The sequence below is a fragment of the Streptomyces sp. NPDC102270 genome, from assembly GCF_044766405.1.
GTDB lineage: Bacteria > Actinomycetota > Actinomycetes > Streptomycetales > Streptomycetaceae > Streptomyces.
Map to the genome: position 1 here is coordinate 273,172 of NZ_JBIWLX010000011.1, position 19,706 is coordinate 292,877.

At 71.5% G+C, this 19,706-nt stretch carries 15 protein-coding genes, 1 tRNA gene and 1 pseudogene; 11 read left to right on the forward strand and 6 right to left on the reverse strand.

The features are described from left to right. Positions 1–9: 9 nt before the first annotated feature. The gene (locus ACIRP7_RS24590) at positions 10–1,158 is read right to left on the reverse strand and encodes a Gfo/Idh/MocA family protein (RefSeq protein WP_403663329.1); all 1,149 of its coding nucleotides are present in this window, start codon (positions 1,156–1,158) and stop codon (positions 10–12) included. Positions 1,159–1,274: 116 nt separating this feature from the next. Between ACIRP7_RS24590 and ACIRP7_RS24595 the strand changes: the two genes are divergently transcribed. Further along, the gene (locus ACIRP7_RS24595) at positions 1,275–2,285 is read left to right on the forward strand and encodes a LacI family DNA-binding transcriptional regulator (protein ID WP_403663332.1); all 1,011 of its coding nucleotides are present in this window, start codon (positions 1,275–1,277) and stop codon (positions 2,283–2,285) included. Here the strand turns inward: ACIRP7_RS24595 and ACIRP7_RS24600 are convergent. After that, the gene (locus tag ACIRP7_RS24600) at positions 2,275–2,619 is read right to left on the reverse strand and encodes a cupin domain-containing protein (protein ID WP_266511061.1); all 345 of its coding nucleotides are present in this window, start codon (positions 2,617–2,619) and stop codon (positions 2,275–2,277) included. The two genes, ACIRP7_RS24595 and ACIRP7_RS24600, sit on opposite strands and share 11 nt — an antisense overlap. A 123-nt stretch (positions 2,620–2,742) precedes the next feature. Between ACIRP7_RS24600 and ACIRP7_RS24605 the strand changes: the two genes are divergently transcribed. Further along, complete coding sequence (locus tag ACIRP7_RS24605; protein WP_403663601.1) at positions 2,743–3,255, forward strand: hypothetical protein; 513 nt, start codon at positions 2,743–2,745, stop codon at positions 3,253–3,255. Positions 3,256–3,481: 226 nt separating this feature from the next. On the opposite strand, the gene ACIRP7_RS24610 is transcribed toward ACIRP7_RS24605, so the two are convergent. Together ACIRP7_RS24610 and ACIRP7_RS24615 are read right to left on the reverse strand one after the other, a co-directional pair. Then, positions 3,482–4,960: an MFS transporter gene (locus ACIRP7_RS24610; RefSeq protein WP_403663335.1), complete on the reverse strand. Its 1,479-nt coding sequence runs from the start codon at positions 4,958–4,960 to the stop codon at positions 3,482–3,484. 114 nt (positions 4,961–5,074) lie between these two features. Then, positions 5,075–5,590 (reverse strand): hypothetical protein, encoded by a 516-nt coding sequence (locus ACIRP7_RS24615; RefSeq protein WP_403663338.1) that lies wholly within the window; start codon positions 5,588–5,590, stop codon positions 5,075–5,077. Positions 5,591–5,742: 152 nt separating this feature from the next. Between ACIRP7_RS24615 and ACIRP7_RS24620 the strand changes: the two genes are divergently transcribed. From ACIRP7_RS24620 to ACIRP7_RS24640, 5 genes are read left to right on the forward strand one after another with little or no spacing between them, the layout of a single operon-like run. Next, complete coding sequence (locus tag ACIRP7_RS24620) at positions 5,743–6,393, forward strand: GntR family transcriptional regulator (protein WP_403663340.1); 651 nt, start codon at positions 5,743–5,745, stop codon at positions 6,391–6,393. 49 nt (positions 6,394–6,442) lie between these two features. Then, the gene (locus ACIRP7_RS24625) at positions 6,443–7,192 is read left to right on the forward strand and encodes a PIG-L deacetylase family protein (protein WP_403663343.1); all 750 of its coding nucleotides are present in this window, start codon (positions 6,443–6,445) and stop codon (positions 7,190–7,192) included. Continuing rightward, positions 7,189–7,893, forward strand: coding sequence for a 4-carboxy-4-hydroxy-2-oxoadipate aldolase/oxaloacetate decarboxylase (locus ACIRP7_RS24630; RefSeq protein ID WP_403663345.1), 705 nt, complete (start codon positions 7,189–7,191; stop codon positions 7,891–7,893). Before ACIRP7_RS24625 ends, ACIRP7_RS24630 begins: the two co-directional genes overlap by 4 nt. Further along, positions 7,890–8,972: a 4-oxalomesaconate tautomerase gene (locus ACIRP7_RS24635; protein WP_403663348.1), complete on the forward strand. Its 1,083-nt coding sequence runs from the start codon at positions 7,890–7,892 to the stop codon at positions 8,970–8,972. Before ACIRP7_RS24630 ends, ACIRP7_RS24635 begins: the two co-directional genes overlap by 4 nt. Continuing rightward, entirely contained in the window at positions 8,972–9,922 is a 951-nt protein-coding gene (locus ACIRP7_RS24640) for a catechol 2,3-dioxygenase (RefSeq protein WP_403663351.1), read from the forward strand. The genes ACIRP7_RS24635 and ACIRP7_RS24640 overlap by 1 nt, the downstream gene beginning before the upstream one ends. Before the next feature lie 502 nt (positions 9,923–10,424). On the opposite strand, the gene ACIRP7_RS24645 is transcribed toward ACIRP7_RS24640, so the two are convergent. Continuing rightward, a complete protein-coding gene (locus tag ACIRP7_RS24645) occupies positions 10,425–11,003 on the reverse strand; it encodes a TetR/AcrR family transcriptional regulator (protein ID WP_403663354.1) in 579 nt (192 codons plus the stop codon). 175 nt (positions 11,004–11,178) lie between these two features. Between ACIRP7_RS24645 and ACIRP7_RS24650 the strand changes: the two genes are divergently transcribed. The 4 genes and pseudogenes from ACIRP7_RS24650 to ACIRP7_RS24665 all read left to right on the forward strand — a co-directional run bounded on the left by ACIRP7_RS24650 (position 11,179) and on the right by ACIRP7_RS24665 (position 16,794). Further along, positions 11,179–12,606, forward strand: coding sequence for an MFS transporter (locus ACIRP7_RS24650; protein WP_403663357.1), 1,428 nt, complete (start codon positions 11,179–11,181; stop codon positions 12,604–12,606). Positions 12,607–12,686: 80 nt separating this feature from the next. Beyond that, a tRNA-Pro gene (locus tag ACIRP7_RS24655) sits at positions 12,687–12,760 on the forward strand. A gap of 396 nt (positions 12,761–13,156) precedes the next feature. Beyond that, positions 13,157–13,408, forward strand: a pseudogene (locus ACIRP7_RS24660) (transporter); the annotation flags it as partial. Positions 13,409–13,674: 266 nt separating this feature from the next. After that, positions 13,675–16,794 carry a BTAD domain-containing putative transcriptional regulator gene (locus ACIRP7_RS24665; protein ID WP_403663360.1) on the forward strand — a complete coding sequence of 1,040 codons (3,120 nt, stop codon included), beginning with the start codon at positions 13,675–13,677 and terminating at the stop codon, positions 16,792–16,794. On the opposite strand, the gene ACIRP7_RS24670 is transcribed toward ACIRP7_RS24665, so the two are convergent. Next, positions 16,760–19,684 (reverse strand): BTAD domain-containing putative transcriptional regulator, encoded by a 2,925-nt coding sequence (locus tag ACIRP7_RS24670; protein ID WP_403663363.1) that lies wholly within the window; start codon positions 19,682–19,684, stop codon positions 16,760–16,762. The two genes, ACIRP7_RS24665 and ACIRP7_RS24670, sit on opposite strands and share 35 nt — an antisense overlap. Positions 19,685–19,706 lie beyond the last annotated feature (22 nt).

Here is a 19,706-nt window from a genome sequence, read left to right on the forward strand (position 1 = left end):
GGGCTCCTCCTACACGTCCACCCACGAACCGCTCTCCGCGGACCGGGACATCGCGTCCAGTACGGCGGCGCTGTGCACGGCGTCCTGCAGAGTCGCCCCGTACGACGTGCCCTCGGCGACCGAACGCAGGAAGCGGTACGCCTCCACGACCTTGAGGTCGTCGTAGCCCATGGCGTTGGCCGCGCCCGGCTGGAAAGCGCCGAACTCGCCGTCGCCCGGGCCGACATACACCGTGCTGACCGGCTGGTCCTGGTAGCCGGTGCCGCGGCTGATGCCCAGCTCGCCCATGCGGCGGAAGTCCCAGAACACCGCGCCCTTGGTGCCGTGCACCTCGAAGCCGTAGTTGTTCTGCTCGCCGACCGAGACCCGGCAGGCCTCCAGGACACCCCGGGCGCCGGAGGCGAACCGCAGCAGGCAGTTGACGTAGTCCTCGTTCTCGACCGGCCCGAGTTCTCCGGTGGCGAGGGTGTGCCCGGCGGTGGCGCCGGTGGGCCGGGCGCGCTCCGGCACGAAGACCGCGGTGTCGGCCGTGAGGGAAGCGATGTCGCCGAGCAGGAAGCGGGCCAGGTCGGCGCCGTGCGAGGCGAGGTCGCCGAGTACTCCGCTGCCGCCGCGTTCGCGTTCGAAGCGCCAGGTCAGGGCGGACTGCGGGTGGGCCGCGTAGTCGCTGAAGAGCCGGATGCGGACATGGGTGACCGTGCCGATCTCCCCGGAGGCGATCAGCTCGCGGGCGGCCTCGACGGCAGGCGCGTTGCGGTAGTTGAAGCCGACCGTGCTCCGCACCCCCGCCTTGGCGGCCGCCTCGGCCACCGCCCGGGCGTCCCCGGCGGTGAGGCCCACCGGCTTCTCGATCCAGATGTGCTTGCCCGCCTCGGCCATCGCCACGCCGATCTCGCGGTGCAGGAAGTTCGGCGCGGTGATGCTGACCGCCTGGACCCGCGGGTCGGCGGCGACCTCGCGCCAGTCACGGGTCGTCGAGGCGAACCCGAACTGCGCGGCGGCCTCCTCGGCCCGCCCCGGCACCTCCTCGGCGACGGTCACGAGCTGCGGACGCAGGGGAAGCCGGGGGTAGTGGTGCGGGACACGGGCGTACGCCTGGGTGTGCACCCGCCCCATCCAGCCGAATCCGACGACGGCGACGCCGAGCGTGTCCACCATGACTGACAGCCCCTCTTTGGACCGGTCCATATCCTGTCCAGGTCACCTTGGGTGCCGTCTTGGCTCGCTGTCAACCCTTTGACAAGCCGCCGGACGGCATGGAACGGTCCATATCCATGAGAGCGCCGACGATCCGTGATGTGGCCGACCGGGCCGGTGTCTCGAAGTCGCTGGTCTCCCTCGTGCTGCGGGGCTCCGACCAGGTACGCCCGGAGAAACGGGAGGCCGTGCTGCGGGCCGTGCGCGAGCTCGGCTACCGCCCGAACGCCGCCGCCCGCAGCCTCAGCGAACAGCGCACCCGCACGGTCGGCGTTCTCCTGAACGACCTGCGCAACCCCTGGTTCGTCGACCTCCTCGACGGCCTCAACTCGCTGCTCCACGACAACGGCCTGCGCATGCTCCTGGCCGACGCCCGTCTCAACCGCCGTACCGGGCAGGACCCGGCGGGCCCGTTCCTGGACCTCGGGGTGGACGGCCTGATCGTCGTCGGCACGCTGCCCGAACCGGCCGCGCTCGGGGCGGTGGCCGAACGCCTTCCGGTGGTCGTGGCCGGCGCGCGCGAGCCCAGGCTGCCGGGGGTGGACGTGGTCGCCAACGACGACGAGCGCGGCGCCCGCCTGGTCACCGAGCACCTGATCGCGCTCGGCCACCGCCGCGTCGCGCACATCGCGGGGTACGGGGCGGTCGGCGAACTGCGCCGGGGGAGCTTCGAGGCGACGATGCGGGAGCACGGTCTCGGGGACGAGGCGCTCGTCGAGCCGAGTGACATGACCGAGGAGGGCGGCTACCGCACGACGGTCCGGCTGCTGAGCCGCCCCGACCGGCCGACGGCCGTCTTCGCCGTCAACGACATCGCCGCGATCGGCGCGGTGTCGGCCGCCGAGGAACTGGGCCTGAGCGTCCCACGCGACCTGTCCGTCGTCGGCTACGACAACACGAGCATCGCCCGGTTGCGCCACGTCTGGCTCACCACCGTCGACAACGCCAGCCACGAGGTCGGCCGCCGCGCCGCACGCTGTCTGCTCGACCGGTTCGAGGGCCGCGGGGGAGCGGGCCGTACGGATCTCGCCGCGCCGGCGCTGGAGGTCCGGGGGACGACGGCGGGCCCGGCCACCGTCACAGGTTGATCGCGTACGCCTTGCGCAGCGTCTCGTGCACGGTCCAGGTCGTACGGTCGCCCTCGCGCAGTACGGCCATGTCGCCGGGCCCCACCTTCAGCGTCGGCCCGCCCTCCACCTCGATGGTCGCCGAGCCGCTGATGACGACGAACAGCTCGTCCGCCTCCGTGTCGGTGACGACGCCGGGAGTGATCTGCCAGATGCCCCGGATCTGCCGTCCGTCCTCCGACTCCCAGACCACCTTCCCCGTCACCTCGGGCGTCCCGGAGACGATCTGCTCCCGGGCGAGGGGCTCGGACTCGAGTTCGGCGTCGGGGATGTGCAGTACGAAGCTGTGGTCCATGGAGCGACCCTAGCGAGATCGTTCCCGGCCCGTCCGCCGACAGTGTGTGGAGTGTCGGCGCAGGTGGGCGTACACTCCGTCGCGAACTGGCGGCACCTGGCGGCCCGGGTGATCGTGGAGCACATGGTGGACACCGAGGCTGCCGCGTCCCGGCCGCACCAGCACGACACCCGTGAGGCCGTTCTCTTCGGCGGCGTCTACGGCTCGGTCCTCGCCTGCTCCATGGTCGCCGCGCTCACCCAGTACGGGCACACCTCCCAGGACAGCCGTCGCTACGACGCCGCGTGGCTCCTGGTCAGCGCCCTCGCCTCCGCCCTCGCGCACGGCTACGCCCACTACATCGCCGAGCGCGCCCCGCACCGCCGCGGGGACGCCCTGCGCACCCTGGCCGACGAATGGCCGCTGATCGCCGCGGTCCTGCCGACGGTCGCCCTCCTGGCCGGGGCCGGCTGGGGCTGGTGGCCCGCGAACGGCGTCGAGTACCTGGCCTTCATCCTCAACATCTCCCTCCTGTTCGCCCTGGGCCTGGTCACGGCCCGCTGGTCCCACCGCCCGTGGACGATCGCCATCGGTATCGGAGTGGTGGACGCGATGCTGGGAGTCGTGGTTGTGGTGGCGAACGCGGTGATCAAGTAGGGGGTGCGGGGTGTGCCCGACCCTGCGGTTTCCGTCGATCGCGGGGATGGTCGTACGCCTGCTCCGAGGACGGTGTCGCTGTCCGGCGATGCCACAGCGGCCCGAGTCGTGCTACTCGCCGAGTCGGCGCTCAGGTGACTGGCCCCGTTCCGCAGGCCCTGCTACGCAGATCGGCCGCCTCTCCCACAAGGAAGCGGCGGCCGATCCATCTGCAACAGACCAGGCCCTACGCCTTGGCGCCGACCTCCGCCGGCTCCACCGGCCCGTCCATCGGGGCCTGCGGTGACGTCCGGCGCCGGCGCGGGATGAACGTCGCGACGGCGAAGGCGAGCAGCGCCGCCCCCGCACCGATCACCATGACGACCTTGAAGCCGTTCTCCGAGGGCAGCGCGTAGCCGCCGAAGTCGGTGGTCATCTGGGCCAGGATCACACCGGCGATGGCGCTGGCGAAGGAGGTGCCGAGGGACCGCATCAGCGTGTTGAGGCTGTTGGCGGCGCCCGTCTGGGTGGGATCCACGGCGCCCATGATCAGGGCGGGCAGTGCGCCGTAGGTGAAGCCGATGCCGGCGCCGATGATGCAGGAGACCAGGACGAGGTGCCAGACCTCGGACATCAGGACGATGTTGAGCCCGTAGCCCGCGGCCACGATCAGCGTGCCGATCAACAGTGTGATCTTGGGACCCTTGGCCTTGGTGAGAGCCGCGGAGACCGCGGACATGGCCATCATCACCAGTCCTTGCGGGGCCAGCACCAGACCGACGGTCAGCATGGACCTGCCGAGGCCGTAGCCGGTCCGCTCGGGCAGCTGGAGCAGCTGCGGGAGCACCAGGGACATCGCGAACATCGAGACGCCGAGGGCGATCGAGGCGAGGTTGGTGAACAGCACCTGCGGCTTGGCGGTGGTGCGCAGGTCGACCAGCGGTTGCGGGCTGCGCAGCTCCCACCAGCCCCAGGCCAGCAGGATCAGGACCGCGGCGGTGCCGAGACCGAGCGTGGTGCCGCTGGTCCAGCCCCAGTCGCCGCCCTTGGAGACGGCCAGCAGCAGCGAGATCAGACCGGCCGACAGACCCAGCGAACCGACCAGGTCGAACCGGCCCCCGGCGCGCACCTCGGACTCCGGCACGATCAGCAGGACGAGGACGAAGGCGACGACACCGAGCGTGGCGGAGACCCAGAACAGGATGTGCCAGTTCCAGTTGTCGGCGATGAACGCGGCGGCGGGCAGACCCAGGGCGCCACCGACACCGAGCGAGGCGCTCATCAGCGCGGTGGACCCGGCGAGCCGGTCGGCCGGCAGCGCGTCCCGCATGATGCTGATGCCGAGGGGTACGACGGCGGCGGCCAGCCCCTGCAGGGCCCGTCCGATGATCATCGGGACGAGGGAGTCGGCGAGGCCGCAGACCACCGAACCGGACACCAGCAGCACGATGCTGAGCAGCAGCATCCGCCGCTTGCCGAACATGTCGCCGAGCCGCCCGACGACCGGCGTGGCCACCGACGCGGCGAGGAGAGTGGCGGTGACCGCCCAGGCGGTGTCGGAGGCCTCCGCGTGCAGGAGCCTGGGCAGCTCCGGAACGATCGGGATGACCAGGGTCTGCATCAGCGAGACGACGATTCCGGCCAGGGCCAGCACCGCCACCACGGCATTCGGTTTCGGCGGGGCTGACGACCCCGCTGCGACGGGTTCGGCAAGGGCGTCGGACATGGCTGGTCCTCCGGTCGGGAACAAGGGGGATAAGTGGGTTGCTTGACTTACTCAAGTGAATCGCAATTGATTGACTTAAGCAAGTTCAGTCGGATGTGGGCTGGGCAACACGGCTCAGTCGGCCTGTGCCTGCGGGTGGTACGGCAGCTCGACGACGACCTCGAAGCCACCCCGGTGCGCGGTGCCGTCGTTGGTGACGACCACGGGAAGGTCGTCGGTCCGGTAGACGTGCCGTACCCGTGCCGTGTCGACGGCCGCGTGCTTCGTGACGTCGGTGAGGGCTTCCTGGACGATGCGGTACGCCGTGGGCTCGGTACCGGCGGGCAGGGGCCTCGCCGTTCCCTCGAAGGTGCGGGCGACCTTGAGGCCGGCGTGCCGGAAGGAGGCGGAGAGTGCGGGCAGTTGGGCGAGTCCGGGGGCGGGCTCCGGTGGCTTGTCGGTGTCGTCCGCACGGTCGGTGTGATGCCGGAGCAGGCCCATGGTCGTGGTCGCCTTGAGTTCGCGCAGTGCCGACGAGGTGGTGGCGGCCGGCTCGACGGCGATCTTCCCGGGCTCGCCGGGCCGCGCGGGCAGCATGCGACTGACCGTGCCGGCCTGGATGTTGGCCAGGGGAACGGCTTCATGGCCCACACGGAACCTTGGCGACGCCCGGTGTATGTACCGCGACCATCCACCGGCGGGCCGCCCCTTGGGGGTATGCCCGCGATACGGCGGACAAAATTGTTGACAATCTTGTTTGGCTAGATTTAGGTTCGACAGGCACTCACTCAGGGAGGGCAACGATGCCGAAAGAAGCCCGTCCGAGCACCGGGGAGCAGGCCAAGCAGCATGCGTTCGCGCAGCTGCGGCAGGCGATCCTGCACGGCGAGATGGCACCGGCACAGCGGCTGGTGGAGAACGAGCTCGCCGAGCAGTTCGGTGTGACACGGGCCAGCATCCGGGCCGCACTCATCGATCTGGAGGCCCAGGGTCTCGTCGAGCGGATCCGCAACCGGGGTTCCCGGGTGCGGGTGGTGACCGTCGAGGAGGCGGTCGCCATCACCGAGTGCCGCATGGTCCTCGAAGGACTGTGCGCGGCCAAGGCGGCGACCCTGGCCAGTGACGAGCAGCTCGCCGAGCTGACCGAGCTGGGCACGGCGATGACCAAGGCCGTGGCCGACGGCGAACCGATGACCTACTCCGAGCTCAACCAGGAGCTGCACGCCAGGGTGCGGGAGTTCTCCGGCCAGCGGACCGCCGTGGATCTGCTGGAGCGGCTCAACGCCCAACTGGTGCGCCACCGCTTCCAGTTGGCGCTGCGCCCCGGACGCCCGCAGCACTCCCTCAACGAGCATCTGGCGATGATCGAGGCGATCAGGGCCAGGGACCCGCAGGCGGCCGAGAAGGCCGTCCGCGCCCACCTCACCAGCGTGATCGAGGCGCTGCGCGACTGAGCGACGCAGAGGTGGGCGCGAACCTGTCCATTCCAAGGAGATTCACGTGATGACGCAGTCAGGCGCGCCCGCCACTCCACGTTCGACACTGGTGATCACCGCGCACGCCGGGGACTTCGTGTGGCGCGCAGGCGGAGCCATCGCCCTGGCGGCCTCACGGGGCGAGAGGGTCACCATCGCCTGTCTGACCTTCGGCGAGCGCGGGGAGTCCGCGAAGGCATGGCGCGAAGGGAAGAAGCTCGACGAGATCAAGGCGATACGCCGGGACGAGGCCGAGCGTGCCGCCGCGACCCTCGGCGCCGAGGTCCGTTTCTTCGACGCCGGCGACTACCCGCTGCTCCCCACCGCCGAGTTGACCGACAGGCTCGTCGAGGTCTACCGGTCCACCCAGCCCGATGTCGTGCTCACCCACCCGATGGAGGACCCGTACAACGGCGACCACCCGGCCGCCAACCGCATGGCCATGGAGGCCAGGATCCTCGCGCAGGCCATCGGCTATCCGGGAGAGGGCGAGATCATCGGCGCCCCGCCGGTCTTCTACTTCGAGCCCCACCAGCCCGAGATGAGCGGCTTCAGGCCCGAGGTCCTCCTCGACATCACCGAGGTCTGGGAGACCAAGCGCAAGGCGATGGAGTGCCTCGGCGCCCAGCAGCACCTGTGGGACTACTACACCGACCTGGCCGTGCGCCGGGGCGTCCAGCTCAAGCGCAACGCGGGCCCGAACCTGGGCCTGGCCCACAAGACCATGGCCGAGGCGTACATGCGTCCCTACCCGCAGATCGCGAAGGAGCTGGCATGAGCGGCGTGATCGTCACCAATCCCCCGAAGGCGGACCTGAAGGACGTCGACGCGCTCGCGCGGTTCGGCGTGGCCACCGTCAGCGAGGCCATGGGGCGAACGGGCCTGCTGGGCCCGGCGATTCGCCCGATCCAGCAGGGTGTACGGGTCGCGGGCACGGCCGTCACCGTGATCGGCTGGCCCGGCGACAACCTCATGATCCACGCGGCCGTCGAGCAGTGCGGCGAGGGTGACCTCCTCGCCGTCACCACCACCTCGCCCTGCACGGACGGACTGTTCGGCGAGCTCTTCGCGACCGCTCTGCGGCAGCGCGGAGTGCGCGGAGTCGTCACCAACACCGGCATCCGTGACACACAGGAGCTGCGGGACATGGGCTTCGCCGCCTGGTCCCGCGCGGTCTCCTCGCAGGGCACTGTCAAGGCCACCGGCGGCTCGGTCAACGTGCCGATCGCCATCGACGGCCAGGTGATCGACCCGGGCGACGTGATCCTCGCCGACGACGACGGTGTCGTGGTCGTCCCGCGCGGACGCGTGGCCGAGACGGTGGAGAAGGCGGAGGCCCGCGAGGCCAAGGAGGCCGCCACCCGCGCCGCCTTCATCGAGGGTCAACTCGGCCTGGACCGGTACGGGTTGCGGGAGACGCTGCAGAGGCTCGGAGTGGAGTACCGCACGTACGAGGAGTACGAGGGAGAGCGGTCGTGAATGAGCAGGTGCCCTGCATGCTGATGCGGGGCGGCACCTCCAAGGGCGCCTATTTCCTCGCCGACGACCTGCCCGCCGAACCCGCCCTGCGCGACGACCTGTTGCTGCGGATCATGGGCAGTCCGGACGACCGGCAGATCGACGGCCTGGGCGGCGCGCACCCGCTCACCAGCAAGGTCGCCCTGATCTCGCCGAGCGCCGACCCGCAGGCCGACGTGGACTATCACTTCCTCCAAGTCGCCGTGGACCGGGCATCGGTGAGTGGCCGTCAGAACTGCGGGAACATCCTTGCCGGCGTGGGTCCGTTCGCCGTCGAGCGCGGAATCGTCACGGCGGGGGAGCGGGAGAGCTCCGTCCGGATCCGCATGGTCAACACCGGCGACTACGCGACCGCGACCTTCCCGACCCCGGACGGCCGCGTCGACTACACCGGAGACGCCGAGATCTCGGGTGTGCCGGGGACGGCCGCGGCCGTGGTGATCGAGTTCCCGCCGGGCGCCGGGGAGCTGCTCCCCACCGGCAACACCGTCGACGTGATCGACGGCGTCGAGGTGACGTGCGTGAACAACGGCATGCCGACCGTCCTGATCGCGGCGACCTCCCTCAAGGTCACCGGCTACGAGCTGCCCCGGGACCTGGAGGAGGACGTGGCCCTGGCCGACCGTCTGCGCACCGTCCGCCTGGCGGCGGGCCGACTGATGGGCCTCGGTGACGTGTCGGACGCCACGGTCCCCAAGCTCACCCTGCTCGCTCCGCCCCGCGACGGCGGTGCGGTCACCACGCGGACCTTCATCCCCGTGCGCTGCCACACCTCCATCGGCGTCCTGGGCGCGGCCAGTGTGGCCGCGGGCCTGCGGATCGACGGGAGCGTGGGCGCCGGGCTCGCGGAGATCGATCCCGGGAGCGACCGCGTGCGCATAGAACACCCCACGGGGTTCCTGGACATCGAGAGCAGCCTGGCCGCCACCCCCGACGGCCTGCCCCGGGCCGGCCGCACCGCCGTGGTCCGCACCGCCCGCAAGATCTTCGACGGCGCCGTCTTCCCCCGGGCCGCCGACCGACCCACAGGAGGTCACTGATGACTCCGCCGCTCGGCGACATCGCCCACATCGGCCACACCCAGCTGTTCACGCCGGAGCTCGACGCCAGCGTCGCCTTCTTCACCGACTTCCTCGGTCTGACGGTCAACGGCCAGGACGGCGACACCGTCTACCTGCGGACCTACGACGACTACGAGCACCACAGCCTGGTCCTGACCGCCCGCGAGCAGCCCGGCCTCGGCCGGCTCGCCCTGCGCGCATCCAGCGAGGAGGCACTGCACCGCCGTATCAAGGCAGTTGAGGACGCGGGCGGCACCGGCACGTGGGTCGAGGACGAACCCGGTCTCGGCAAGCTCTACGTCACCACCGACCCGGACGGCCACGAACACGTCCTCTACTGGGAGAGCGAGTACTACCGGGCCCCCGACGAGCTCAGGCCCGCGCTGAAGAACCAGCCGCAGGCCAAGCCCAACAGGGGAGTGGGCGTACGGCGGTTGGACCACATCAACTTCCTCGCCGCCGACGTGCTCGCCAACTCCGAGTTCCAGCAGAACATCCTCGGCGCCCGGCCCACCGAGCAGATCCGGCTGGACAGCGGGAAGATCGCGGCGCGCTGGCTGACGTACACGAACAAGTCGTACGACGTCGTCTACACCTCGGACTGGACCGGCAGCGAGGGGCGGCTGCACCACATCGCCTTCGCGACCGACACCCGCGAGGACGTCCTGCGCGCGGCCGATCTGGCCATCGACAGCGGGGTGTTCATCGAGACCGGCCCGCACAAGCACGCCATCCAGCAGACGTTCTTCCTCTACGTCTACGAGCCCGGCGGCAACCGCATCGAGCTGTGCAACCCGCTCACCCGGCTGGTGCTCGCGCCCGACTGGCCGCTGGTCACCTGGACCGAGGAGGAGCGGAAGAAGGGGCAGGCCTGGGGGCTGAAGACCATCGAGTCGTTCCACACGCACGGGACGCCGCCGGTCGGCTGAGGTGGCGCGAGCGACGTGGGAGCCATCCGGCAAGACTGTCGATGAAATTATTGACAATAGCGTTGACCCTCAGTCGGGTGGCTCCTTAGCGTCTGGTGCACCACGTACGAGAGGTAACCAACGATGTCTTCCTCCTCCCCCGCTCCTGTCCGCCCGGGGCAGCGGACCAGGACCTTCGGTCGGCCCCTGGCTCGGCGGCCGGCTGCTCGCCTCGGGCAACGGCGACCGGGGCTTTACCGCCTTCGCCCTCGCCGGCCTCTCGTCCATGGTCTTCATCGGCCTCGCGGCCCCGCGCACTGATCCACCCCTTGACCAGGGGCGAGGACGAACGCCGGCCCCCGGGAGGGCGGGGGCCGGCGTTCGGCGTGCCGCGTCAGCTCCGGGGTCGCCGAGGGTGTCGTCGGCCGGTGCGGCGCGCCTTCCGCTCACTCCCGCCCGGGCCCGTCCTGGTCGGCGCCCCGAGCGGACCGCGCTTCCCCCGAGCTCTCAGGCGCTCACCGGCTCAGCGCGACACCCGAACCCCGTCCAGCGCGATCGACAACACGCGGTCGCGCTGGACGTCGTCGTCGAAGGCCGTCGCCGTGATACCGGCGATCATCCGCAGCAGGTCGGTGAAATCCATGTCCTCGCGGGCCTCGCCCGCCTCCTGCGCCCGCGCGAACAACGGCCCCCCGGCCGCGTACATCGACTCCCGGCACGCCGCGAAGATCTCCGACTCGTCGTTGAGCGCCTCGCGCACCGCCCGCTTGGTCACCATGTAGCCCGCGAACCGGTCGAGCCAGGCCGTGAGCGCCTCCCAGGGCTCCCGGTCGGCGACCTCCTGGGCCACCCGCACGAGGGTGTTCACCTCGTCCGCGTAGACGCTCTCGAAGAGGTGACGGCGGGTGGGGAAGTTCCGGTACAGCGTGCCGATGCCCACGCCCGCGCGCCGCGCGATGTCCTCCAGGGACGCCTCGGCCCCGTGCTCCGCGAACGCCTCGCGGGCGGCGGCCAGCAGGGCGTCGTAGTTGCGGGCGGCGTCCTTCCGGTGCGGGCGCCGGGACGCGACGATCTCGCTGACGGGGAACGACGGGGCGGTCACGACTGCCTCCCGGGGCTGAAACGGATGTCTACCTCCGGTACGGGTTGAAGCGGAGGAGTGCCTCCGTTAGAGTGGAGGCGCACCTCCACTTTAGCAGTCGAGGTGCGTCCACCGTCCTTTCCGCGACCGCTTCCCACGAGGCTCCGGCCGCACTCCGTGTTCGGAGAGGCTCTTCATGCCCCGCTCGTCCACCCGCCTCACCTTCGCCGTCCTCGCGGCCGGTGCCGGCGTGTTCTCCATGCTCCAGTCCCTGATCGCGCCGGCCCTGCCGACCGTCCAGCACGCACTGCACACCTCGCAGTCCACCGTGACCTGGGTGATGACCGCGTATCTGCTGTCCGCCTCGATCTTCACGCCGATCCTCGGCCGCGTCGGCGACCTGATCGGCAAGAAGCGCACCCTCGTCGCCGTCCTCGTGACCGTGGCCGTCGGCTGTCTCCTCGCCGCCCTCGCGCCGAGCATCGGCGTCCTGATCGTCGCCCGGGTCGTCCAGGGCGTCGGCGGTGCCCTGTTCCCGCTCTCCTTCGGCATCATCCGGGACGAGTTCGCCGCGTCCGAGGTCAGCGGCTCCATCAGCAACCTGTCCGCCGTGATCGCCGCCGGCGGTGGCGTCGGCATGGTCGCCGCCGGTCCCATCGTGACCGCGCTCGACTACCGCTGGCTGTTCTGGATCCCGGTCGCCATCGTGATCGCCGCCACGCTCATCGCCGTACGGTATGTGCCCGAGTCGCCCAACCGGGCGCAGGGCAGCGTCAATTGGCTCGGTGCCGTCCTGCTCTCCGCGTGGCTGGTCGCGCTGTTGCTGCCGCTCAGCCAGGCCGGCCGGTGGGGCTGGGGTTCGGCCCGGGTGCTCGGCCTGTTCGCCGCGGCCGTCGTGCTGTTCGCGCTGTGGCTGTACTCCGAGGCCCGCTCCCGCACCCCGCTGATCGACCTGAAGGTGATGCGCCTGCCCGCCGTGTGGACCACGAACACCGCCGCGCTGCTCTTCGGCGCCGGAATGTACTCGATCTGGTCCTTCCTGCCGGGCTTCGTCCAGACGCCGTCGTCGGCCGGATACGGCTTCGGCGCGAGCGTCACCGCGGCCGGACTGCTCATGCTGCCGATGCTGGTGGCGATGTTCCTCTCCGGTGTCCTCAGCGGCCGCCTGGAGCCGGTCGTCGGCGCCAAGGCCCTGCTCACCACGGGGGCCGCACTGGGCGCGGTGGCCTGCGGCTTCCTCGCCCTCTGGCACGCCGAGCAGTGGCAGATCGCCGTGGTCGCGGGCCTGTTCGGCCTGGGCATCGGGCTCGCCTTCGCCTCCATGGCCAACCTGATCGTGGGCAGCGTCCCGGCCGACCAGACCGGTGCCGCGACCGGGATGAACGCCAACATCCGCACCATCGGCGGCTCCATCGGCGCGGCGGTCACCAGCGTCCTGGTCACCGGTCGTCTCCAGCCGTCGGGGCTGCCGTACGAGTCCGGCTACACGCACGGTTTCTCGCTGCTGGCCGTGCTGTGCCTGGCGGCGGCGCTGGCCGCGCTGCTCGTTCCGGTGCGGCGGAGCGTGCGCCGGGTCGTCACGGGGGCCACGGATGTCCGCGAGACCGTCGCCACCCGGGGCTGACATCCCGCCAGTCGGCCCGGCCGCGCGCGTGAGGTAAGGTCTACCTGCGCGATCACATGGGACACCGTGGCAATCGCGGCCGGGACGTGGCGCAGCTTGGTAGCGCACTTGACTGGGGGTCAAGGGGTCGCAGGTTCAAATCCTGTCGTCCCGACTGGAGACAGTCGCAGGTCAGGGCCGGTTTCGGAGACATCCGGAATCGGCCCTTGATCATTGTTGGGGACCAGTTGGGGACCGGCGCCCTTGACCGGGGGGTCAACGGGTCACGACGATCGGACTCGGCCGTGAGCGTGGTGCGCGCAGCGCACTGAGGTGCGAGGAAAGCGCCGCCCCGGTGGTCGTGATCTTATGTGCGTCCGGGTGCAGGTAGCGCTGAGTGGTGGTCGGGGATCCGTGCCCGGCGATGTGTGTCCTACTCGGCGTACCTTCTCGCCCACTCGCCCACTCGCCTTCCCCTTGCCGCGCATGTCCAGCCCGTGATTACCAGGAAACGGGACAGAACCAGGCGGGCGCGATGCCTGAACGGAGGCGTGGCGCGAGGTTTCCCTGCAAGGAGCGGCCCGACAGCATGGCCTGGATCGGCTTCGCCCGCCCCGCGGAGTCCGAACTCCGTCGTCGAGGGCGCGAACGAGGCCCACCAGCGACACCCTCTTCGTCGTCCTGCGCGCGGCACGGCACCTGGGCGCGCCCGTAAAGATCGACTTCGGCGAACTCCACGTCTTCCTGGGCCCGGCTTCGTCCTGACGGTCCGTCACACAGAACACCCGGCCTCTCCGCCGTACGCCGGCGCGTGGAGGAGACGGCATGAACTTCACACACATGCCGCAGCTGCGCCGCGACCTGCTCTGAGCCGGTCGCAGCCCGGCGTCCGCACATGGCTCGTATCTGTTCGTGTCATGGCGTGTTCAGTGCGTCACTTGATCGGCACTGTTTCAGCACCTGCCCCGCCGTACGCTCGACCGCCCGTCAAGTGACCGTCGAAAGGCAAGAGCCCCCGGCATGGCGTACACAGCTCAAGAGCAACAAACCGCGTCCCTGGCAGATCTGTCGTTCGAGGCTTTCGGTGTGATGACGGCTCGGCGCGGGGCCGAGCAGGTGCCTCTCGGTCCACCACGGCACCGGGCCGTGCTGGGACTGCTGCTGATCCGGCTGGGCCAGGTGGTGCCCGCCGATCAGCTCGTCGACGAACTGTGGGGCGACAGCCTCCCCAGACGCCCGCAGGCCACCCTGCAGACGTACCTGTCCCACCTGCGGCGGGTGCTTACGGGGCGGCACGGGCCGATCGCCCCGCTGCGCTACCAGGCCCCCGGGTACGTCCTGACGGTGGAGCCGGGCACGTTCGACCTGTCCCGGTTCGAGAGCCTCGTCTCCCAGGGGCAGCGCCATGTGGCCGACAGCCGGCTCCAGGACGCCCGCGCCGTGTTCGACAAGGCGCTGCGGTTATGGCGGGCCGATCCCTTCCTGGACCTCGCGGCCTACACCCCGCTCGCGGAGGAGGCCGCCCGCCTGAGCCTCCTGCGGACCACCGCCGTCGCGGCCCACGCCGATACCCTCCTCGCGCTCGGCGAGGCCGGTGACGCCGTCGCGCTGCTGCGCCGCGAGGTGTCCCTCCAGCCCACCGACGAACGCCTGGTCGGCAGCCTCATGACGGGTCTGTACCGCCTGGGCCGGCAGGCCGAGGCGCTCCAGCTGTACGACCGGACGCGCGCCTACCTCTCCGAGGAACTCGGGGTCGCCCCGGCCCGCGAGCTCCAGCGCGTCCACCTCGCCCTGCTGCGCCACGAACTCGACGACCAGACGCCCGCCCCGGCCGCCGTCGAGGTACGCGTCCGGCCCGGCACCGTGGCCGAGCGGGAGGCGGAGGGGCCCGCGCCGGCGGACGGTCAGGCGGCCGTCCCCGAGGCCGGACAGCGGGGTACGGCACCGGCGGCCTGGTTCGCCTTCCCCTGCCGCGACGACGCCCTCGACGCTCTGCGGTCGTCCATCACCGGCGCCCTGCGCGGCAGCGGGCACATCACCGCCGTCGTCGGCGAGGCGGGCGTCGGCAAGACCGAACTGGTGGCGCGAGCCACGGATCAGGCGCAGCCGCCGTACCCGCAGGCGGAGGTGATCCGCGTCAACTGCCGCGGCAGCGAGGGGATGCCCGTCGGATGGGTGTGGCAGCAGGTGTTGCGCCGGCTCGAAATCCTGTACGGGGTGTCCGTGGACGACCTGCGCCAGCAGTGCGCCGAACGGCATCCGATGACAACGCTGTCGGGACACCCCTCGGACCAGATGGACTTCCTCGCCCAGGACGTGCTGTGCGAGGCGATCCTCCAGTGCGTCGACGACAGCCCGCTCCTGCTCGTCCTCGAAGACGTGCACCGGGCGGACCGGCTCACGCTCGACGTGCTGGGACTGTTCAGCAGCCGTACACAGGGTCGGCCCGTCAGCGTGGTGATCACGGTCCGCGAACCCGGTCTCGGGGCCGGGCCCGACGCCGACGGCCCCCTCGTCGACCTCCTGGCCGACTCCCGCACCAAGGTCGTGCACCTGGACAACCTCACCGAGGACGACGTCCGGGCCGCGGTCACGGCCCAGGCCGGACCCGGCGTCGACGCGTCCGTCGTACGGGCGCTGTACGAGCGCAGCGCCGGCAACCCCTACCTCCTCGACCAGTTGCTCGCCGACGCCGGCGGGGCGCGGCGCCTGCGCGACCCCCGTGCCGCCGACGTCGTCCGCGCCGGGATCCCGACGGGCGTGCGCAGCATGCTGCGCCGGCGGTTCGCCGAGCTGCTCCCGCGCGTCCTGCACCTCCTCCAGTGCTGCGCCGTGCTCGGCGGCGAGGCGGCGCTGGCCTCGCTGACCGCCATGCTGGACGACGGCGGGGCCGGCCACGACGTCCTGGAAGAGGTCCTGGGGACCGGGCTCATGCGCAGCGACCCCGACGACCCGCACCGGCTCGTCTTCCGCTACGGCCTCATCCGCGATGTCCTCCTGGCGGAGCTGCGCTGCCAGGAGCGGGCGGCCCTGCACGCGCGCGCCGTCGGCGTGCTCGGTGCCCGTCACGGCGGTTCCTCCGAGGCGAGCGAGCAAATGGCCGAGCACGCCTGGCAGGCCGTGCTGGCCCTGCCGGCCGAGGACGTGCTGCCGCACCTCAGGCGCGCCGGCGAACAGGCCATCGGCGACGGCGACTACCGGCGTGCGCAGACCTGGTTCGAACACGCGCGCACCTTGCTCCGCGCCTCGCCCCGGGACGGTGACGCGGCATCCGAGCAGACGCTGGACCTGCGCACCACGCTTCTCTACACAGCGAGCATCACCCGCGGTTACGGCGACCGGCAGGTGGAGGCGGAGGCCGGGCGCATCCGGAAGCTGTCCGCCGCCACGGCGGGCCGGACCACCGAGGAGGGCGCCATGCTGCTGCAGCAGTTCACGGCCGAACTGGTCACCGGCCGGCACGCCGAGGGCGCCCGGCACGTGGAGCAGCTGCGCGCCCTCGCCGAGCGGTCCGGCGCCCCGGAGATCCGGTTCTACGAGCGGTTCGCGCGCGGGCTGCTCCAGCTGCCCAGCGAGACCGCCGACGCGCTCACCTCCCTGACCGAGGCGGAGCGAATGGCCGAGAAGCTGACCCCCGAACAGCGGGAGGTCATGATCCGCCGGTCCCAGCACGACCCCCGGTTCCTGGCCAGGAACCATCGCGTCCTCACCCTGTGGCTGCTCGGCGCCATCGACGAGGCGGGGGCGCTGTGCGAGGAGGTGCTCGTGGCCACCGGCCGGGACGGCACGCCGGTCGACCAGGCGAGCGCGTACTACTTCCACTCCCTGATAGCGGCCCTGGGCGAGGACCCCCACGGGGCGGCGGCCTCCAGTGGCCGGGGCCTGGACATCGCCCGCGCCCACGGGCTGAGCCACTGGACCGCCATGCTCCAGGTGTGCCGGAGCTGGGCGCTCCAGCAGACCGGCGAGGCCGCCGCGCTCGACAGCCTGGAGTCGGCGGTCGCCGAGCTGCGCGAGCGGCGGCTGCTCATCCGGCTGCCGCTCCACCTGGGCCTGCTGGCCCACGCCCAGCACAGCAGCGGGGCGGTCGAGGACGCCAGGCGGACGCTGCGGTCGTCGGCCGCGGAGGTCAGGTCCCGCGGGGAGTTCGCCTATGTGAGCCGCGCTCTGCCGTTCACCCGGCTGTGTCCCCTGACGTCCGTTTCGTAGCGGCAGGGTCGTCGGCTCCCTCGCCTCTCAGCCGGGCGCGGGCCTGTCCGGCCTCGGGGTGGCCGAGTCCGTCGAGGATCCGCACCGCCTCCCGCCACAGGGGCAGGGCGGCGGCGCGGTTTCCCCGGGCCTCGTGGGTGTCTCCCATGTGCAGGAGGGTGTCGGCCTCCAGGTAGCGGTCGTTCATGAGCTGGTAGAGCTTCAGGGCGCGCTCGTAACAGCGGAGGGCTTCCTCGTGGTGGCCCAGGTGGTGGTGGGCGTAGCCGAGGCTGTCCCAGGCCGCGGCCTCGCCGGTGGTGTCGCCACTCCCCTGGTGCAGGGCCACCGCCTGGGCGCACACGGCCACGGCCTGCTGGTGGGCGCCGTTCAGGATGTGGGTCCAACCCGTCTCGTTGAGGACGAGCGCCTGTCCGGTGAGGTCGCCGACCGCCCGGTACAGGTCGAGGGCCTGCGCGTAGTGGCGCAGGGCCGCGCCGTGGTCGTCGCGGCAGTTGACCAGGAAGGCCAGCGACCGGTGCGTGCGGGCCTGGCCGCCCTGATCACCGAGTCCGGTGAAGAGGGCCATCGCTTCCTGGAGTTCGGTGTGGGCCCGGTCGTCCTGGGCGAGGCGCCCGTACGCGAATCCCAGGGCCCGGCGGGCCTTCGCCTCGCGGCGCCGGTCCTGGAGCGCGAGGGCGGCGTCCACGGCGATGGACTGGATGTCGATCTGGTCCTGCCAGCGGCCCCTGCGGTCCAGGTACAGCTCCAGGGTCTGGGCCAGCAGCCAGGCGCGGTCCGGGTAGCCCGTGCTCCCGGCCCGCTCCACGGTGGCCAGCAGCACGGGCAGTTCCCGCTCCAGCCAGGCGGCGGCCGAGGCCGGGTCGGTGAGGGGCTCCAGTTCGGCGCCCGGTTCGGCGGGGGAGTCGGGGGCGGCGTCGATGCGGTCGGGGGTCAGCGCGGTCGTGGCGGCGTGGGCGCCGTGGACGTAGTGGTCGAGCAGCCGCCGTACGGCTGCTGCGCGTGTGTCGGCGTCGTCGTGGTCCTGGAGCTGCTCGGACGCATAGATCTTGAGCATGTCGTGGAAGACGAAACGGTTCGGCAGCGGCCGGATCAGCAGGTGGGCGTCGGCGAGCCTGGCCAGCAGCGTCGTGGTCCGGCGCGGCGGCAGCGCGGCAAGGCTCGCCGCGGCCGAGGCGGACAGGTCGGGTCCGGGGTGCAGGGACAGCAGCCGCAAGAGCCTGGCCGCCTCGGGGCCGAGGCCGTCGAGGGACCAGGAGAAGACGGTGCGCAGGTCGGTGTAGGGATCGTCGTCGGCGAAGGCGTCGAGGCTGTCGTGGTCGGCCCGGAGTTCGGCGGCGATGGAGGCGAGGGAGAAGCCGGGCAGGGTGGCCGCGCGCGCCGCGATGACCGCGAGGGCGAGGGGCAGGCGGTGGCAGAACTCCAGGATCGTGTCGACGGCCTCGGGTTCGGCGGCGGTGCGGTCCTGGCCCAGGTGGCGCGCGAGGACCTCACGGGACTCCGCCTCGCTGAGCGGGCCGAGGATCAGGGGGGCGGCTCCGTGGGTGGCGACGAGGCCGCGCAGCTGGGTGCGGCTGGTGATGACGACGAGGCACGTACAGCTGCCCGGCAGCAGGGGGCGTACGTGCTGCGAGTCGCGCGCGTTGTCGAGGACGATCAAAACCTGGCGGTCCGCGAGGATGCTCCGGTAGAGGGCCGTCTGGGAGTCCAGGTCGGCGGGCAGGTGGTGGGCGGAGACGCCGAGGGCGATGAGGAACGAGCGCAGGGCCTCGGCGGCGGTGACGCAGGGTCCGCTCGCGTCGAAGCCGCGGAGGTTGACGTAGAGCTGGCCGTCGGGGAACCGGGGCGCGAGGCGGTGGGCGAGGTGCACGGCGAGGGCCGTCTTGCCCACGCCTGCCATTCCCTCGATGGTGTTGATCACCGCCGAGCTGGTAGCGGAGGCTTCGTCGAGCCTGTCGAGGGCGCTGGTGATCCGGGCCAGTTCGTCCCGGCGGCCGACGAAGGTGCGTAGGTCCAGCGGGAGTTGGGTGGGACGGACCGTAGCCGGCGCGTTCGGCGGCACGGGGTTCTCCGCCGGCGGGGCTTCCCGGCGCTCGTCCTTGGGTGTCGCGGCCTGTGCCGAGCTGCGCAGTAGGCTCGCGTGGGCGAGGCGGAGCTCGCGGCCCGGCTCGATGCCGAGCTCGTTCTGCAGTCGCAGGCTCATCTCCTGGAACAGGCCGAACGCCTCCGCCTGACGCCCCGTCCGGGCGAGCGCCTGGATCAGCCGGGCGTGCACCGCCTCGTCCAGCGGGTACTGCGCGATCGCCCGGTGCAGCAGGGGCAGGACCGGGGCGGGTGAGCCCAGCGCCAGCATCAGGTCGGCGCCCTCGCGCAGGGCCGCCAGGTGTTCGCTGTCGACGGCGGAGAACAGGGGGTGCACCCGGATGTCCGGGGAGACTCCCTGCGCTGCTTCTCCGCGCCAGAGGGAGAGGGCCTGGGTGTAGAGCTCGGCGGCGGCGCCCACCTCGCCGTCGTCGGCGGCGTCGCGGGCGCGGGCGCGAAGTTCACGGAAGCGCACCAGGTCGAGGGTGGTGGCGTCGGCGTCGATGCCGTACCCCCCGGCGCGGCGCACCAGCACGGCACCCGGGGCGCGGGGCGGGAGGTCGGGCTCCAGCAGTTTCCGTAAGGAGCCGATGTGGCGGTGGACGACGTTCACGGCGCTGTTCGGAGGGTCGCCGTGCCACAGGACGTCGACGATCTGGCTCAGGCCGACGGTCTCTCCGGCGTGCAGCAGGAGCAACGCCAGTAAGGCGCGCTGCTTCGGTGGCCCGAGGGGTAACTCGGCGCCTCTCCGCCACACTTTGACCGACCCCAGGACCGCGAACCGCACGTGATGATCCTGGTCTTCTCTCATCTTCACTGGTCCCGGTAGGAGG

Bases quoted from the DNA above. Each gene is read 5' to 3' on its own strand.
- ACIRP7_RS24600 (WP_266511061.1), bottom strand. From the start codon at position 2,619: ATGGACCACAGCTTCGTACTGCACATCCCCGACGCCGAACTCGAGTCC.
- ACIRP7_RS24610 (WP_403663335.1), bottom strand. From the start codon at position 4,960: ATGTCCGACGCCCTTGCCGAACCCGTCGCAGCGGGGTCGTCAGCCCCG.
- ACIRP7_RS24650 (WP_403663357.1), top strand. From the start codon at position 11,179: ATGCCCCGCTCGTCCACCCGCCTCACCTTCGCCGTCCTCGCGGCCGGT.
- ACIRP7_RS24640 (WP_403663351.1), top strand. From the start codon at position 8,972: ATGACTCCGCCGCTCGGCGACATCGCCCACATCGGCCACACCCAGCTG.
- ACIRP7_RS24595 (WP_403663332.1), top strand. From the start codon at position 1,275: ATGAGAGCGCCGACGATCCGTGATGTGGCCGACCGGGCCGGTGTCTCG.
- ACIRP7_RS24665 (WP_403663360.1), top strand. From the start codon at position 13,675: ATGACGGCTCGGCGCGGGGCCGAGCAGGTGCCTCTCGGTCCACCACGG.
- ACIRP7_RS24605 (WP_403663601.1), top strand. From the start codon at position 2,743: ATGGTGGACACCGAGGCTGCCGCGTCCCGGCCGCACCAGCACGACACC.
- ACIRP7_RS24590 (WP_403663329.1), bottom strand. From the start codon at position 1,158: ATGGTGGACACGCTCGGCGTCGCCGTCGTCGGATTCGGCTGGATGGGG.
- ACIRP7_RS24630 (WP_403663345.1), top strand. From the start codon at position 7,189: ATGAGCGGCGTGATCGTCACCAATCCCCCGAAGGCGGACCTGAAGGAC.
- ACIRP7_RS24625 (WP_403663343.1), top strand. From the start codon at position 6,443: ATGACGCAGTCAGGCGCGCCCGCCACTCCACGTTCGACACTGGTGATC.
- ACIRP7_RS24670 (WP_403663363.1), bottom strand. From the start codon at position 19,684: ATGAGAGAAGACCAGGATCATCACGTGCGGTTCGCGGTCCTGGGGTCG.
- ACIRP7_RS24620 (WP_403663340.1), top strand. From the start codon at position 5,743: ATGCCGAAAGAAGCCCGTCCGAGCACCGGGGAGCAGGCCAAGCAGCAT.